General features: G+C 70.6%; 11 protein-coding genes and 1 riboswitch. Of the genes, 4 read left to right on the top strand and 7 right to left on the bottom strand.

Annotated features, from left to right (window positions below):
• Positions 1-356: 356 nt before the first annotated feature.
• Entirely contained in the window at positions 357-1,268 is a 912-nt protein-coding gene (locus ACFYR3_RS15815) for a DsbA family protein (RefSeq protein WP_389283383.1), read from the bottom strand.
• A complete protein-coding gene (locus ACFYR3_RS15810; RefSeq protein ID WP_355841782.1) occupies positions 1,265-1,699 on the bottom strand; it encodes an Rrf2 family transcriptional regulator in 435 nt (144 codons plus the stop codon). Before ACFYR3_RS15810 ends, ACFYR3_RS15815 begins: the two co-directional genes overlap by 4 nt.
• Positions 1,700-1,838: 139 nt before the next feature.
• Between ACFYR3_RS15810 and ACFYR3_RS15805 the strand changes: the two genes are divergently transcribed.
• The 4 genes from ACFYR3_RS15805 (at position 1,839) to ACFYR3_RS15790 (ending at position 5,156) form a co-directional block, all read left to right on the top strand.
• Complete coding sequence (locus tag ACFYR3_RS15805) at positions 1,839-2,363, top strand: cupin domain-containing protein (protein WP_355841779.1); 525 nt, start codon at positions 1,839-1,841, stop codon at positions 2,361-2,363.
• Between the two features lie 241 nt (positions 2,364-2,604).
• On the top strand, positions 2,605-3,693 hold the full coding sequence (locus ACFYR3_RS15800; RefSeq protein WP_355841776.1) for an enoyl-CoA hydratase/isomerase family protein: 1,089 nt from the start codon (positions 2,605-2,607) through the stop codon (positions 3,691-3,693).
• Positions 3,694-3,967: 274 nt separating this feature from the next.
• Positions 3,968-4,114, top strand: a riboswitch (cobalamin riboswitch).
• Between the two features lie 40 nt (positions 4,115-4,154).
• Positions 4,155-4,376, top strand: a complete 222-nt coding sequence (locus ACFYR3_RS15795; protein WP_355841773.1) for a CbtB-domain containing protein — start codon at positions 4,155-4,157, stop codon at positions 4,374-4,376.
• 21 nt (positions 4,377-4,397) lie between these two features.
• Entirely contained in the window at positions 4,398-5,156 is a 759-nt protein-coding gene (locus ACFYR3_RS15790) for a CbtA family protein (protein WP_389283380.1), read from the top strand.
• Positions 5,157-5,503: 347 nt separating this feature from the next.
• Here ACFYR3_RS15790 and ACFYR3_RS15785 read toward each other — a convergent pair whose 3' ends face one another.
• The 5 genes from ACFYR3_RS15785 to ACFYR3_RS15765 all read right to left on the bottom strand — a co-directional run bounded on the left by ACFYR3_RS15785 (position 5,504) and on the right by ACFYR3_RS15765 (position 16,250).
• Positions 5,504-6,355, bottom strand: coding sequence for a hypothetical protein (locus ACFYR3_RS15785; RefSeq protein WP_389283378.1), 852 nt, complete (start codon positions 6,353-6,355; stop codon positions 5,504-5,506).
• Between the two features lie 682 nt (positions 6,356-7,037).
• Complete coding sequence (gene meaB / locus ACFYR3_RS15780) at positions 7,038-8,021, bottom strand: methylmalonyl Co-A mutase-associated GTPase MeaB (protein ID WP_389283376.1); 984 nt, start codon at positions 8,019-8,021, stop codon at positions 7,038-7,040.
• On the bottom strand, positions 8,018-10,192 hold the full coding sequence (scpA, locus tag ACFYR3_RS15775) for a methylmalonyl-CoA mutase (RefSeq protein ID WP_389283374.1): 2,175 nt from the start codon (positions 10,190-10,192) through the stop codon (positions 8,018-8,020). The genes meaB and scpA overlap by 4 nt, the downstream gene beginning before the upstream one ends.
• A complete protein-coding gene (locus ACFYR3_RS15770; protein ID WP_389283372.1) occupies positions 10,192-12,000 on the bottom strand; it encodes a methylmalonyl-CoA mutase family protein in 1,809 nt (602 codons plus the stop codon). The genes scpA and ACFYR3_RS15770 overlap by 1 nt, the downstream gene beginning before the upstream one ends.
• Positions 12,001-12,161: 161 nt before the next feature.
• On the bottom strand, positions 12,162-16,250 hold the full coding sequence (locus ACFYR3_RS15765) for a molybdopterin-dependent oxidoreductase (protein ID WP_389283587.1): 4,089 nt from the start codon (positions 16,248-16,250) through the stop codon (positions 12,162-12,164).
• Positions 16,251-16,409 lie beyond the last annotated feature (159 nt).

Raw genomic sequence — 16,409 nt, 5'->3', positions numbered from 1 at the left:
CGGAACGGTGCATGGCCGGTGCCGGAGGGGCGGGCGTCAGGCGCCTGGGGGCCGCGGTTGGCGGGCGGTCAGCGACAGAGAGCGCTGCAGGTGCGCCGCAGGTCCACGTAGCGGCACACCACGCCGGGGTGCGTCGTGAGCATGGTGCACATCCTGGGGCCGGTTCTCGGCGGCTGTCAATGGACACCAATTGGTGTCTCATTGGGCGGGACGGACCTGACGGCTGGTCAGCGGGCCGCCGGGGAAGGGCGGGAGCACCGCCACCGGCAACGCCCCGCAACTGCTCAGGAGCCGGTCTCGGCAGGACACGGGCACAGCGGCCACCGCCCACGCCCTGACCACTGCTCAGAAACCCGTCAGGGCACGGCAGGAGCGCCTCGGCCACCGGCCGGGTGCACGGCGGCCTCCTCCGGATGCAGCCACAAGGGGCCGTTGCCGGTCTCGACGCGCACGGCGTCCGGGGGAGGCCACGGACCGTCGGTCAGCAGCTCGCGCTCCGGGTCGGTCAGGCTGCGGTACCGCGCGAGGGCATCCGAGGCGGCCGGCCTCACGGGTTCCGTCGGCAGCCCGGGGCTCAACTCCTCGATCGCCGACGCGTACTCCTCGTACGGCCGCCAGCCGGGTACGACACGACACCCCGCGGGAGCGCGGACCAGCAGGGTCGGCAGCGCGTAGCGGTACGCGCCGTCGGCGGTCTCCTTGGCGGCGCCGGGATGAGGCGACCCGCCGCGCACCGAGAGCACCTCGGGGACCGGTCGGCGCGCCTCGGCACGGTCGGCGCGCACCGCTTCCAGTACGGCGGCCAGCAGTTCACGGTCGAGGCCGGGTACACCCCGTACCGCGGACTCGGCCAGCGCCACGGTGTCAGCCGGCTCCCCGAGCACGAAGACACTCTCCCGCAGCCGCCGCAGCACCCGTTCGGCCACCTCGTCGCCCTGCCGCTCGGCGGCCTTGGCGACCAGCGAGGACGGCCATGAACTCGCCGCGACCCGGCTCAGCCGTCGTGCCCGCGGCGCCCGTGTGTGGGCGCTGATGTCCTCGACGTAGCGCGTGTACCAGGCGGTCTCCGCCGCCGGATCGGGCGGCGGGTCGTCGTCGTGGTCGAAGAGGACGCAGTACGTGCGGCGCCAGTGGACCCGGCCCCCCAGCGCGGCGCGGAGCCGGCGGAACACCGGCTCCGATCCCCAGGCCCAGGGACACAGCGGATCGGTGTACTCCACCACCTCCACCTCCACCTCCACCGCGGGCCGGTCCGGCGGGCGGGTCACGCGGCTCCCTTCCGGTGCAACTGTTCGGCCGCCTCGGCGGGCAGCAGCGTGGCAAGGGTCGTCCCGCCCAGAACCGCCGCGGCATCCGCCTCGATACGACGCCACACCCCCGGCAGCCCGGAGGCGGGACCCGGGTAGTCGAGCCCGGCCAGCGGCTCGCCCCGCAGGGTGATCAACTCGCCGTCCACGGCGCGTACGACGTCCAGCAGCGTGATCTGGTCGGCGGGCCGGCCCAGCCAGTACCCGCCCTCGCAGCCCCGCTGGCTGCGCACCAGGCCGGCCCGGCGCAACTCGCCCACCACCGACTTCAGAAACCGGAACGGGACGTGCTGCGAGGAGGCTATGGCTTCGCAAGTGAGCGGGCGGGCGGGTTCGCGGGCGAGCTCCAGCAGGGCCCGGGTGGCGTAGTCCGCCTTCGCGGAGATATGCATGCGCTCATGATGCCCGACACGCTGTCCGCCGACAGGGCTTCCACAGCTTCCCCGCATACATTGCGGGAACATTGCCGCAGGTGAAGGGCAATGGACACCTCTTGACATCCTTTTCCGGGCCGCTCTAGCGTCCCCAACCATGAGCGAGCCGTTGACCACCCCCGGCGAAGGTTTCCACCCCCATCTCCCGGATGCCGAAGGGCAGTCCGAACGCCCCCTGCGCACCCGCCTGCACCACATCCGCGCCGACGCTCTCGACGGCGACACGGCGCAGAGCGGAGGCATGCGCAGATTCGCCGCCGTCAGCGGCACCACCGTCGGGTCCGAGAAGCTGTGGATGGGCCAGACCCACGTCGCCCCCTCCACCGCCTCGTCGGACCACCACCACGGAGCGTCCGAGACCGCCATCTATGTGGTGAGCGGACACCCCGAGTTCGTCTTCCTCGACGACTCGGGTGCACAGCCCGAGGAAGTACGTCTGCGCACCTCACCCGGTGACTACATCTTCGTGCCGCCGTTCGTGCCGCACCGCGAGGAGAACCCGGACCCCTCCGACGAGGCCGTCGTCGTCATCGCCCGCAGCACCCAGGAGGCGATCGTGGTCAACCTGCCTCAGCTGTACGTGCTGCGGCCGGGGGAGGAAGGACCGGGGGAGGAAGCCTGACGGGCCAGGCCGTTCGGCCGCGCGTCACGGCGAAGCGGCTCGCCACCGACCCGGGGTACCCGGTGGCGTACCGCACTCCGCACCCGCTCGGGGGCGCACTCCGCACCCGCGCGGGGGCCACGACGCTCGGTGGGTACCGTAGCGAAAAGATCGTCGTGACCTGCGAAATTCGCCGGCCCCCGGAAGGAACCAACGAGATCATGCGCGTCATCGTGGCCCTGGGCCTGACGGAGGCTCTCGGATGAACGGCACCGAGGCACCCGGCGCCGAGGAAGCCGTCCTGCTGAACACCGGCGGACGGGCCGCCCACCTCACCCTCAACCGGCCGAAGGCCCTGAACGCCCTGAACCACGCGATGGTGCGCCTGATCGACCAAGCCCTCGCAGTCTGGGAACACGACCCGGCCGTCGAGACGGTGGTCATCACCGGCGCCGGAGAACGCGGACTGTGCGCGGGTGGCGACATCCGCGTCGTCCACGACGACGCGCGCGACGGGGACGGAACCGCGTCCGCCGCGTTCTGGCGCGACGAGTACCACCTCAACGCCCGCATCGCCCGCTACCCCAAGCCGTACGTCGCGGTCATGGACGGCATCGTCATGGGCGGCGGCGTCGGCCTCTCCGCGCACGGCAGCGTCCGGGTCGTCACCGAGCGCTCACGCATCGCCATGCCCGAGACCGGAATCGGCTTCGTCCCCGACGTCGGCGGCACCCATCTGCTCGCCCGCGCCCCGGGTGAACTGGGCACCCATCTCGCCCTGACGGGTGCCTCGATCGGCGCAGGCGACGCTCTGTTGTGCGGCCTCGCCGACCACTACCTGCCGTCCTCGTCGCTCCGGCAGTTCGTTTCCGACCTCGCGGCTCTCCCGGTACAAGAGGCTCTGGCCCGTCATGTGCAGCCGTCGCCTGCGGCCGAGCTCGCGGAGCGGCGGGAGTGGATCGACGCCTGCTATGCGGCCGACACGGTCGAGGAGATCATCCAGCGACTGCTCGCGGTCGGCGATCCGGCGGCGAAGGAGACGGCGGAGATCCTCCTCGGCAACTCGCCCACCGCGTTGAAGGTCACGCTGGCCGCCCTGCGTCGCGCCCGGCGGCTCGGTTCGCTGGAGCGCGTTCTGGACCAGGAGTACCGCGTCTCCTGCGCCGCCCTCTCCGCCCCCGACCTGGTCGAGGGCATCCGAGCCCAGATCGTCGACAAGGACCGCGACCCGCACTGGTCCCCGGCCACCCTCGCCGAAGTCACCGACGCCGACGTCGAGCGCTTCTTCGTCTCCCTCGGCGAGCGTGAACTCGGGCTCGCCGACCCGGGCACGGCGATCCAGAGGGACTGAGGCCGGCGAGCGGGCGCGGCGCCTTCACCCGACCCGGGCACTCGGCCCGCGGAACCCGTCCCGCGGGCCGAGTGCGCACCGAACTCCGCCCGCGGACAGCCGAGTTGTACGACGCGAACGTCGAACCTCGTACGTCGCCCACGGCCGAACGCGGGGGAGCCACCCGGCACTTCTTCGGGCATCGTCCGAAACGGCACCGGTGACCCGCCGTTCACAGAGGACCCGCCACCTGGGACGAGAGGAAGATCACCCCACGTGGCGCGGTCTTGGCCAGGTAGTCACCACGCGGTACGGTCGGTCCGATATTGATGACGTCAAGACGGAAGCCGGTGGAAATCCGGCACGGTCGCGCCACTGTGAGCGAGACGCCCCAGCCACGCTGGGCGCCGCGTGAGTCAGACCCGTAGGCGTCATCCTGTGCACCACCGAGATGGGACGCGAACTCCCGAGGAGGTCCTGCCATGGCGCAGACCGTCGCTCAGCCGACAGCCACCACCCCCGCACTTCCCGCCACGCTGCCGCTGAAGGCGATAGCTCCCTGGGCGGTCTTCTTCGGCATCCTGATGCTGGTCCTGCTGTACTTCGTCGGCGCCGAACAGGGCGCCACCTCCGTCGTCTCCGGCGAGGACGTCCACGAGTGGGTGCACGACGCCCGCCACCTGCTCGGTTTCCCCTGCCACTGACGCGAGGGACGACACACGCCCATGAACTCCGCAACGGTAAGAAACCTGCTCGTGCGAGGCATGCTCGCAGGTCTCGCGGCCGGTGTACTCGCCCTGGTCGTCGCCTACTTGCTCGGTGAACCGACCGTCGACAGCGCGATCGGCTTCGAGGAGCATCACGCTCCCGCGCACGGGCACGAGGTCGAACTCGTCTCCCGCAGCCTCCAGTCCACCGCCGGCCTCGCCACCGGTGTCCTGATCTACGGCATCTCCTTCGGCGGCATCGCCGCGCTCGCCTACTGCTTCGCACTCGGCCGTGTGGGCCGCTTCGGCCCGCGCGCGACCGCGCTCCTGCTGTCCGGGACCGCGCTCCTCGCCGTGTACGTCGTGCCGTTCCTGAAGTACCCGGCCAATCCCCCGTCGGTCGGCGACCCCGACACCATCGGCAAGCGGACCACGCTGTACTTCCTGATGATGGTCCTCAGCGTGCTCCTGGCGATCGGCGCCACCATCCTCGGCAAGCGCCTCGCGCCCAGCCTGGGCACCTGGTACGCCACCGTCGCCGCGGTGGCCGCCTTCGCCGTCGCGATCGGCCTGGCCTACGAGTTCCTGCCCGTGATCAACGAGGTGCCCGGGGACTTCCCGGCCACCCTGCTGTGGCGGTTCAGGCTCTCCGCCCTGGCCATCCAGGCCACCCTGTGGGGCGGATTCGGCCTGGTCTTCGGCGAGTTGGCCGAGCGCATGCTCAACCCCCGGCCCGCGACGGTCCCGTCCGGGCGATCGGTTCCGGCCGCGAACTGAATCCTTCGGGACACAAGAGGGCCCCTCGGAACCATCCGGGGGGCTCTCTCGCGTTTCACGGACACCGACATCACAGGGCCAGGGGCGTGTGCCTTCCGGCGGCCACGGAACCGACCGACGGGACCGAACCGCCGAGGCGAGGAGTGGAGACCCGAGTGGGCAGACATACCCAGCCACGCCACATCACGCTCGGTCGTCGCGAATCGGTCGCGCTGTCGCGCTGACCGTCCGGGAATGCGGGCAACTGATCGCCGGCCGAGAGCAGATCGGCGGCCAGAGTGCCGGTGGATCACCCTGCAGGATCGGCAGGTGTCCCTAGGGCTGTGGAGACATGCCCACGGCCGGACTCACGGACGGCCGGCTTCCTGCCGGACCGCTTCCGCCTCCGGGCCGGGCTCGGCTCTGCGGCGTTCCTGGATGTGGGCGTAGGCCATGAGGCCGAACAGGACGACGAGCAGCACGGCCGACGAGCCGGCGGTTCCGAGGTCGAGTCCGCCCTTGGCGAGCGGCTTGGTGAGGAAGTCACCGGCCGTGGCGCCCAGCGGGCGGGTGAGGACGAAGGCGATCCAGAACAGCAGGACGTTCGACGCCGCCGGAACCTTCATCAGCGCGACGAGTACCGCCAGAAGTCCCGTGACGAGCAGCGCCCCGCCCAGGTAGCCGAGGCCGGAGCTGTCGGAGAGGAAGTCCCCCATCGACGTACCGAGCGTGTTGGAGACGAGGATCGCCGACCAGAACAGCGCCTCGCCGCGGAAGGTGACGATGTCTCGGATCTGGAACGTCATCCCGCTCAGTCTCCAGGCGAGGAAGATCGCAAGGAGGATCGAGATCAGGATGGCGGCGCCTTCGGGATAGCCGAGACCGAGGCCCTGTGGCCCCCAGCCGAGAGACTTGGCGCCGCCCGAGAGGTACTTGGCGCTGGCGTCGCGGTTCATGAAGTCGGACGTCGTGGTGCCGGCCATGCTGGTCGACAGGATCACGGTCCAGTAGAAGAACGGGTTGTACCGACGTGACCTGAGCTGGACGACCAGCGTCACGACGAAGAGCAGGAACAGGGCGATCGTGGTCACGAAGTAGCCGAGTTTGAGGGTCTGGGCGAACAGGTCGCCCGCCGTCTCACCCAGGGTCGTCGCGGCGATCTTCATGATCCAGAACGCCAGAGTAACCTCCGGCAGCTTCTTCATCACGGATTTCGTCATCAAAAGCGTGCTCCTGCGGTGTGTGGGGGATTTGATCACTGTTGAACCTTGGCAAGGCCAACCTGAACGCATCCTGAACGCGCGCGGCATGAGTATTGACGTACTGCGCCCGCGGTGATCTCGCTCTGGGTCTCGGCACCGTCTGCACCTCGCTCGGCAGTAACCGCCCATCCGGCTTGAGGACCCCGCGTGGGAAACGGCGGAGGGTCAAGGAGCGTGGGCGCACCGGATGGCTTCCGGTTCCACGAAGTACGGCGGCCGGGCGCGCCGTGTTCATGACGTGCGGCGTGGCTCGACTCGATCCGCCGGGTCGCCGAGGAGGAGGCGCGCGGACATCGAGCGGCTCTCCGACCGCCTCGGCGGATGGGGACACCAGCACCTTCGTCCCGCATCCGGTGGCCGGTTGAACGGCCTCGCGAACTCGGCCTGAACGGAAGGGGAGTGATGAGCCGTCAACAGGGTTGTGGGTGACGGTGGAGCGATCACCCGTGAACGCGAACACGGGCGGTGACCGGGCTGAGCCCCGTCACCGCCCGTGCGGTTCAACTGCCTTCGCCCCGTCACCGCCCGTGCGGTTCAACTGCCGTCGCCCCGCCACCGCCTGTGCGGTTCAACTGCCTTCGCCCCGTCACCGCCCGTGCGGTTCAACTGCCTTCGCCCTGCCTCCGCCCGAGCCGCCGGCTCAGCGGCCTTCGCCGCCGAACACCTTCAGAATGCGCTCCGCCGCGAGCGTGGCCGTCAACCCGCCCTCCCGTACCTGCCGTTCGAGGTCGGGGGCGATGGCCCGTACGGCCTGATCGTTGTGCAGGCGGCCGAGGAGTTCGTCGCGGACCATCGTCCACGTCCAGTCGACCTGCTGGTCACGGCGCTTGGCGGCGAGACGGCCGGTCGAGTCGAGAAGGGTGCGGTGCTGTTCCAGGCGATCCCAGACGGTGTCCAGACCTGCCGACTCGCGGGCGCTGCAACTCAGCACCGGAGGCGTCCAGGCCGCGTCCCTGCCGTGCATCAGCCGCAGGGCGCCCGCCAGTTCACGCGCGGCGGACTGGGCGTCGCGTGCGTGCGGGCCGTCCGCCTTGTTGACGGCGATCACGTCGGCCAGCTCCAGGACACCCTTCTTGATGCCCTGCAACTGGTCCCCGGTGCGCGCCAGCGTCAACAGGAGGAAGGAGTCCACCATGTTCGCGACCGCGGTCTCCGACTGGCCCACCCCGACCGTCTCCACCAGCACCACGTCGTAGCCGGCGGCTTCCATCACCACGATCGACTCGCGGGTCGCCTTGGCCACCCCGCCGAGCGTGCCCGCGGTGGGGGAGGGGCGGATGAAGGCCGCCGGGTCCACGGCGAGGCGCTCCATACGGGTCTTGTCGCCGAGGATCGAGCCGCCGGTACGGCTGGAGGACGGGTCGACGGCGAGCACCGCGACCCGGTACCCCAGCGAGGTCAGCATGGTGCCGAACGCGTCGATGAACGTCGACTTGCCCACGCCCGGCACCCCGCTGATGCCGATCCGCCGTGCCTTCCCGCTGTGCGGGAGCAGCTCGGTCAGCAACTCCTGCGCCAGCGCCCGGTGCTGGGGCCGGGTGGACTCGACGAGCGTGATGGCGCGGGCGACGAGCGCCCGCTTCCCGCCGAGTACACCCTTGACATAGGTGTCGAGTTCGATCACAGGGCGTGCCCGAGGTCGGCAGAGAGCCGCTGGACGAGGTCGTACGCCGCGTCCGGGATCACCGTCCCCGGCGGGAACACGGCCGCCGCGCCCATATCCAGCAGGGTCGGCACGTCCTGCGGCGGGATCACCCCGCCGACCACGATCATGATGTCCTCGCGGCCCTCCGCCGCCAGTTCCTCGCGCAGCGCCGGTACGAGGGTGAGGTGCCCGGCAGCCAGCGACGAGACGCCCACGATGTGCACGTCCGCCTCCACCGCCTGGCGGGCGACCTCGCCCGGCGTCTGGAACAGCGGGCCGACGTCGACGTCGAAGCCGAGGTCGGCGAACGCGGTCGCGATCACCTTCTGGCCGCGGTCGTGACCGTCCTGGCCCATCTTGGCGACCAGGATGCGCGGGCGACGGCCCTCGGCCTCCTCGAACGCGTCCACCAGCGTGCGGGTGCGGTCCACGGACGGGGACTCCCCTGCTTCGTTGCGGTACACCCCGGAGATCGTACGGATCTGGCCCGCGTGCCGTCCGTACACCTTCTCCAGGGCGTCGGAGATCTCCCCGACGGTGGCCATCGCGCGGGCCGCGCGCACCGCCAGCTCCAGCAGGTTGCCCTCACCGGCCGCCGCGCGCGTCAGGTCGTCCAGCGCGTCCTGGCACGCCCGCTCGTCGCGCTCCGCGCGCAGCCGCCGCAGCTTCTCGATCTGCTGCGTGCGTACGGAGGAGTTGTCGACCTTGAGGACGTCGATCTTCTCGTCGGTCTCCACGCGGTACTTGTTGACGCCGATGACCGGCTGGCGGCCGGAGTCGATGCGGGCCTGGGTGCGGGCCGCCGCCTCCTCGATCCGGAGCTTGGGGATGCCGGCGTCGATGGCCTGCGCCATACCGCCCGCGGCCTCGACCTCCTCGATGTGCTGCCAGGCCCGGCGGGCGAGGTCGTACGTCAGCTTCTCGATGTACGCGCTGCCGCCCCACGGGTCGATGACCCGGTTCGTACCGGACTCCTGCTGGAGCAGCAGCTGCGTGTTGCGGGCGATCCGCGCGGAGAAGTCGGTCGGCAGCGCCAGTGCCTCGTCCAGGGCGTTGGTGTGCAGCGACTGGGTGTGGCCCTGGGTGGCGGCCATGGCCTCCACACACGTACGCGTCACGTTGTTGAACACGTCCTGCGCGGTCAGCGACCAGCCGGAGGTCTGCGAATGGGTGCGCAGGGACAGCGACTTGGCGTTCTGCGGGTCGAACTGCTTCACCAGCTTCGCCCACAGCAGGCGCGCCGCCCGCAGCTTGGCGACCTCCATGAAGAAGTTCATGCCGATCGCCCAGAAGAACGAGAGCCGCGGCGCGAACGCGTCCACGTCCAGGCCCGCCTCGCGGCCCGCCCGGATGTACTCCACGCCGTCCGCGAGCGTGTACGCCAGCTCCAGGTCGGCCGTCGCGCCCGCCTCCTGGATGTGGTACCCGGAGATGGAGATGGAGTTGTAGCGCGGCATCCGCTGCGAGGTGTACGCGAAGATGTCGGAGATGATCCGCATCGACGGCTTCGGCGGATAGATGTAGGTGTTGCGGACCATGAACTCCTTCAGAATGTCGTTCTGAATGGTTCCGGCCAGCTTCTCGGGCGGCACGCCCTGTTCCTCGGCCGCCACGATGTACAGCGCGAGGACGGGCAGCACGGCGCCGTTCATCGTCATCGACACGGTCATCTTGTCCAGCGGGATGCCGTCGAAGAGCTGCCGCATGTCGTAGATGGAGTCGATGGCCACACCCGCCATGCCGACGTCGCCCGTCACGCGCGGGTGGTCGCTGTCGTAACCGCGGTGCGTGGGCAGGTCGAAGGCGATCGACAGGCCCTTCTGGCCCGCCGCCAGGTTGCGGCGGTAGAAGGCGTTGGACTCCTCGGCCGTGGAGAAGCCCGCGTACTGGCGGATCGTCCAGGGCTGGTTGACGTACATCGTCGGGTACGGACCGCGCAGATACGGTGCCATGCCCGGGTACGTGTCCAGGAAGTCCAGGCCTTCCGTGTCACGGCCGGTGTACAGCGGCTTGACCGCGATGCCCTCCGGGGTCTCCCAGAACGCCTCGCTCCCGCCTGTGGCCTTCTCTGCGGCGGCACTCCACTCGTCGGCGCTGCCTTCGGTGGTGGGCGTCCCCAGTTCGATTCCGGAGAAGTCGGGGATTCCCATCAGGACACTCCCATGCGGTCGAGGGTGGCGGAGAGGACGGCGACGGCGTCGCAGCCCGCGAAGACATAGGCGTCCACACCGGCGTACTGCCCGGGGCGGCCCGCCAGGAACACATGCCGGGCGCCGGCCGCCGCGAGGGCTTCGGCCGTGCTGGCGGCCTGCTCCTCGTACAGGGCGTCGCTGGAGCAGAGGCAGGCCTCGGTGGCGCCGCTGTCCTCGAACGTGCCGTCCGTGACCGGCTCGATGCCGCCGGCCTGGAACAGGTTCGCGACGAACGTCGACCGTGCGGTGTGCGCGGCGGCGGGGCCGATCGTGGCCAGGTAGATCCGCGGACGGGATCCGGTTGCGGCGAGGTGCGCGTCGGAGCGGGCCCGCAGCGCCTCGTACGCCTCGTCGCGCCGTACCCGCGGCAGACCGCCGGACGGTGCCTCGGGAGCGGGCAGGCGCTCCACCGGGCGCTCGGCCAGGTTCGGGAACTCGCTGACGCCGGTGATCGGTTCGCGCCGCTTGGCGAGCTTCGCCGAGCGCGCCTCCCAGGTCTTCGCCAGATCCTGGCCAAGACGCCCCGAGCGAAGTGCGGCGGCCTGGCCACCGCTCTGCTCGATCCCCTGGAAGAACTCCCAGCCCGCGTGGGCGAGTTCGTCGGTGAGCTTCTCCACGTACCAGGAGCCGCCCGCGGGGTCGATCACCCGGGACAGGTGCGACTCCTCGATGAGGATCGTCGACGTGTTGCGGGCGATGCGCCGCGCGAAGGCGTCCGGCAGGCCGAGCTCGTGGTCGAAGGGCAGGACGGTGACGGAGTCGGCGCCGCCGACCCCGGCCGCGAGCGTCGCGATGGTCGTGCGCAGCATGTTCACCCACGGGTCGCGGCGCGACATCATCACCGGCGAGGTCACGGCGTGCTGCACCTGCGCACCCGCGCCCGGCGCCCCGCACACCTCGGCGACCCGCGCCCACAGCCTGCGCGCCGCCCGCAGCTTGGCGATCGTCAGGAACTGGTCGGCGGTCGCGGCGTACCGGAACTCGAGCTGGGCACAGGCCTGTTCGACGGACAGCCCCGCTTCGGTCAGCTCCCGCAGATAAGCGACACCGGTCGCCAGCGAGGCGCCCAGTTCCTGCGCGGCCGAGCCGCCGGCCTCGTGGTACGGCAGCGCGTCCACGGTCAGCGCCCGCAGCCCGGGGTACTCCTCGGCACACCGCAGGGCGAGCGGGACGACCGGGGCGAAGTCCATCGCCGCGCCCGTACGGGCTTCATGGCCGAGCGGGTCCGCGCCGAGGTTGCCGCGCATGGCACTCGGAGCGACGCCCCGTTCCTCGTACAGCCGCAGCAACTCACGGGCCGCCGCTTCGACATCACGTCCCGCGTCGAGGACGACGGGTGCCAGGTCGAGGAAGACGCCGTCGAGGACGCCTTCGAGCGAGGAGACCGGAATGCCGGCCTCGCCGACGGCGAGCCACAGCGAGGTGACGCCGTTCTCCAGGTCACCGAGCACCAGGGCGTTGTCGGCCGCTGTGTGTCGCTGCCGTACGTCCCAGCCGCCGGCGGTGTTGCCCTCGGGCCGGCTTCCTCGGACGAAGGGGGCGAATCCGGGGAAACCGGGGTCGGCGGCCGTGTCTTGCGCGGTGTACAGGGGCCGGGTGGCGAGCCCGTCCTCGAGCGAGGTGGACAGCGCGGCTTCGGCTGTCGCGCTCGAGACCTCCTTACCCGATTTACGCAGCACGCCTTCTACCAGGAGCTGCCACTGGTCATGGGTCGCGGAAGGGAACTCGGCGGCCAGCGCGAGCCCGTCATTGGGCAGGACAGTCATGCTCGGATGCTAGGTCAGAGTTCCGGAGCGACAGCAGAGGCGAAGCCTGTGACCTTGGCCTCTTGGTGCCGGTGATCCAGATCTCAGGCGCCTGATCGACACCCTTGGGCCGCTCCGGAAGCCCGCGCACCTGCCTCGATGAGCCGCTGACACGCGGCTGATCAGTACACGTCGCGGACGTACCGCTTCTCGGCCGCGAGCTGCTTGACGTACGCGGCCGCTCCGTCGGCGCTGTGGCCACCGTGGGTGGTGGCGATGTCCCGGAGGGCCCGGTCGACGTCCTTGGCCATGCGGGAGGCGTCGCCGCACACGTAGAAGTGCGCGCCCTCCTGGAGCCAGGACCACAGCTGCGGGCCGTGCTCGCGCATCCGGTCCTGGACGTAGACCTTGGCGCGCTGGTCGCGGGAGAAGGCGGTGTCGAGCCGGGTGAGCGTTCCGTCGGTGCGGAAGGCGGTCAGCTCGTCCTCGTAGTAGAAGTCGGTGGCCCGGTGCTGTTCGCCGAAGAACAGCCAGTTGGGCGCGCGGTGACCGAGGGCGCGGCGCTCGTGCAGGAAGCCGATGAAGGGGGCGACTCCGGTACCGGGGCCCACCATGACCATGGGCGTGGCGGGGTCGGCCGGTGGACGGAACCTCGAGGCGGGCTGGACGAAGACCGGTACAGGTGTGCCGGGGGCCGCGTCGGCGAGAAAGGGCGAGCAGACCCCCTGGCGCGGTCGGCCGTCCGGGTTCTCGTAGCGGACGACGGAGACCGTCAGCGAGACGAGGTGGGGGTCGGTCAGCGGGCTGGACGAAATGGAGTACAGCCGGGGCTGGAGCGGCTTCAGCACCTCGGCCCACTCCTGGGCGTCGGCCCGGACGGGGTGTTCCGCGATGACGTCGACGGCCTGACGGCCCCAGGACCACTTGGCCAGCTCGTCCTTGTTGTCGGGGCGCAGGAGCTTCTTCAAAACTCGGTCACGGGTGCGTTCGGCGACGAAGCGCAGCAGGTCGGGGGTGATCCGGGTGATGTCCAGACGCCGGTGCAGGGCGTCCTGAAAGGCGATTTCTCCGGTTCCGTTCAGGTTCACGGGGCTGTCCGGTGCGAGGCCGGTGGTGGCCAGCCATTCCGCGACGAGGTCCGGTGAGTTGACCGGACGTACGCCGAGAGCGTCGCCGGCCCGGTAGACGAGCGGGGTCGCGCTGTCGTGGGCGTCGAAGGTGAAGCGCCGGACCTCCTTGCCCGCTCCGGGCAGACTGAGCAATTGGTTGCCGGTGAGGCGGGTGGTGACGGGGGCTGCCTTCTTCGTCGGGGGAGTGGGCGGTGGCGTCGGGGGAGCGGACGATCGCCCCGGGGCGGCGGCCGATGCGGTGGGCGTGGGCACCGAGGCCGTTGCCGGGCCGTCGGTCAGTGAAGTGAGGACCTCGTCGAGCCACGCCATGGCCGAGGGCTCGTAGTCGGGCTCGCAGTCCGTGCGCGGGGCGAGCCGTACGGCGCCCAGTTCGTCGAGGCGCAGGTCGAGCCGGCGGCCGTGGCCGCAGAAGTCGTCGTACGAGGAGTCGCCGAACGCGAGGACCGCGTAGCGGACGCCGTCCAGGCGCGGTGTGTCGGGGGCGGCCAGGGCGTCCCAGAACCCGGAGCCGTTGTCGGGGGCGTCGCCGTCGCCGAAAGTGCTGGTGATCAGGAGGATGTCGGCGCCGGTGGGCAATTTCCCCGGGTGGGCGTCGTCCATGCCGACCAGGGTGGCCTTGTGCCCGGTGACGGTGAGCCGCTCGGCGGCGGCCGTGGCGAACTCCTCCGCGTTGCCGGTCTGCGAGGCCCACAGAACGACGACCTCGCGGACCGGGGCGGCAGGTGCCCCGGCCGATGGCGGCGTTCCCGGAGCGGCCCGGGAGTACATGCCGGCCAGCACACCGTTCACCCACAGCGCGTGCTCGGGGCTGAAGGGCGCACCCGGCGGCAGCACCGGCACGCCGGGAGCGCCCGATTCGATGCCGGCGAGGAAACCGATCAGGTAGCGGCGCTCGTGCTCGGCCAGGACCGGCGGTGGAGCGGGCTCGAACCCGAAGACGCCCGCGGGTCCCGCGGGGAGGCCGGCCGCCGTGGTCGGTCCCCCGGAGGCCGCGGCCACCCCGACTCCGGCGTCCTCGGCGGCACCGCCCACGGCCGGCGCCGCCACCGTCACCGGCGTCGCCACCTTCGTCAGGGACACCGCGCAGACCTTGAACTCCGGCTGGAAGGACAGCGGATCGACGGCGTCGCTCGTGACGGCGTTGACGCTCAGGTATTCGCCGAACAGATCGTTCCAGTGGAAGGGCGCGAAACAGCAGCCGGGCCGAACCCGGTCGGTCACCACGGCGGGCAGCACCGCCCGGCCGCGCCGCGAGGCGACCTCCACCGAATCGCCGTCGGCGATCCCGAGCCCGGCTGCGTCGTCCGGGTGCAGCTCGACGAAGGGCCCGGGGTTGAGTTTGTTGAGCTTGGCGACCCTGCCCGTCTTGGTGAGCGTGTGCCACTGGTGCTGCAACCGGCCGGTGTTCAGGACGTACGGGTAGTCGTCGTCAGGCATCTCTGCGGCGGGAATGTGCGGGCGGCCGTAGAACACCGCGCGGCCGCTCACCGTGGGAAAGACCGGACCGCCGCCGTCCGCGTCGAGGTAGCGGATGGGATTGCGGTCGGGACCGTCCTCGTGCGCTGCGGGCCACTGCACCGGGGTGGACCGCAGCCGGTCATAGGTGACGCCCCGCAGGTCGTAGCCGGTCTTCGGGTTGTGGGCGCGCTTGATCTCCTCGAAGACCTCTTCCGCGCTGTCGTACGAGAACCCCTGGTCGTATCCCATCGCGCGGGCGACCGCGGCGATGATCCGCCAGTCCGCCATCGCCTCACCGGGCGGGTCCACCGCGGGCCGTGCGAGCGTGACATTGCGCTCGCTGTTGACGAGGACACCCTCGGTCTCGGTCCACAGCGCTCCCGGCAGGACTACATCCGCGTACGCGTTGGTCTCCGTCTCGGCGAACACGTCCTGGGTGACGACGAACTCGGCCCGTTCCAGGCCCTCGATGACGGTCTTGCGGTTGGCCACGGAGGCGACCGGGTTGGTGCAGATGATCCAGCACGCCTTGATGTCCCCGTCGGCCATCTTCCGGAACATCTCGATCGTGCCCTGGCCGACCCCGTCCTTACGGACCGTGCCGGGGGCCAGCTCCCACAACTCCTCGATGAAGGCGCGCTCCGCGTCGACCAGTACCGACCGCTGGCCGGGCAGTCCCGGACCCATGTACCCCATCTCCCGGCCGCCCATCGCGTTCGGCTGACCGGTCAGCGAGAACGGACCGCTGCCCGGCCGGCAGATCGCGCCCGTCGCCAGATGCAGGTTGACCAGCGCGTTGGTGTTCCAGGTGCCGTGCGTGGACTGGTTGAGACCCATGGTCCAGCAGCTCATCCACTCCCCGGCCTCGCCGATGAGCCGTGCCGCTTCCCGGATGTCGTCCTCCGGGAGGCCGGTGATGTCGGCGACCGCGGCGGGCGGGTAGTCGGCCAGGAACTCCGGCATCGCCTCCCAGCCCTCGCTGTGCGCGGCGATGAACCCGGGGTCGGTGTGCCCGTTCTCGTACAGCAGGTGCAGCAGGCCGTTGAGCAGCGCCAGGTCGGTTCCGGGCCGGACCGGCAGGAACAGGTCCGCCTTGTCGGCGGTCGCGCTGCGCCGCGGGTCGACCACGATCAGCTTGGCGCCGCCCGACTTGACCCGGTCCATCATCCTGAGGAACAGGATGGGATGACAGTCGGCCATGTTGGAGCCGATGACGAAGAAGACGTCGGCGTGCTCGAAGTCCTGGTACGAGCCGGGCGGGCCGTCCGCGCCCAGCGACAGCTTGTAGCCGGTGCCCGCGCTGGCCATGCACAGCCGGGAGTTCGACTCGATCTGGTTCGTCCGTATGAAGCCCTTGGCCAGCTTGTTCGCCAGGTACTGGGCCTCCAGACTCATCTGCCCGGAGACGTAGAACGCGAAGGCGTCCGGGCCGTGCTCGTCGATCACCGCTCGAAGCCGGCGCGCGGTCTCGGCGATCGCGGTCTCCACCGGGGCCGGCTCGGCCTCTTCCCCCCGTTCGGCGCGCACGAGGGCTGAGGTCAGCCGCCCGGGGGCGGCGAGCATGTCGGCCGTGGTGGCGCCCTTGGTGCACAGGCGCCCGAAGTTGGCGGGGTGCGTCTTGTCACCGGACGCCTTCAGGACCGTAGGCCGCCCATCGGGACCCATCCCGATGTCGAGGACCATCCCGCAGCCGACACCGCAGTACGAGCAGACCGTCCGTACCTGCTGGGTGGTCGTGGTCACGAGCGGCCCTCCGTGTGATCGGCACCTTCCTCCACCGACGCTACGAAGTGACCATTACGCGCTTGTCACACAGCTCGATCACCGGGCGTTACGCGCTCC

The sequence above is a fragment of the Streptomyces sp. NPDC005784 genome (assembly GCF_042871525.1).
Classification (GTDB): Bacteria; Actinomycetota; Actinomycetes; order Streptomycetales; family Streptomycetaceae; genus Streptomyces.
The sequence above is the reverse complement of the archived record's forward strand: the minus strand, read 5'-3'. Positions and strand labels throughout refer to the sequence as shown.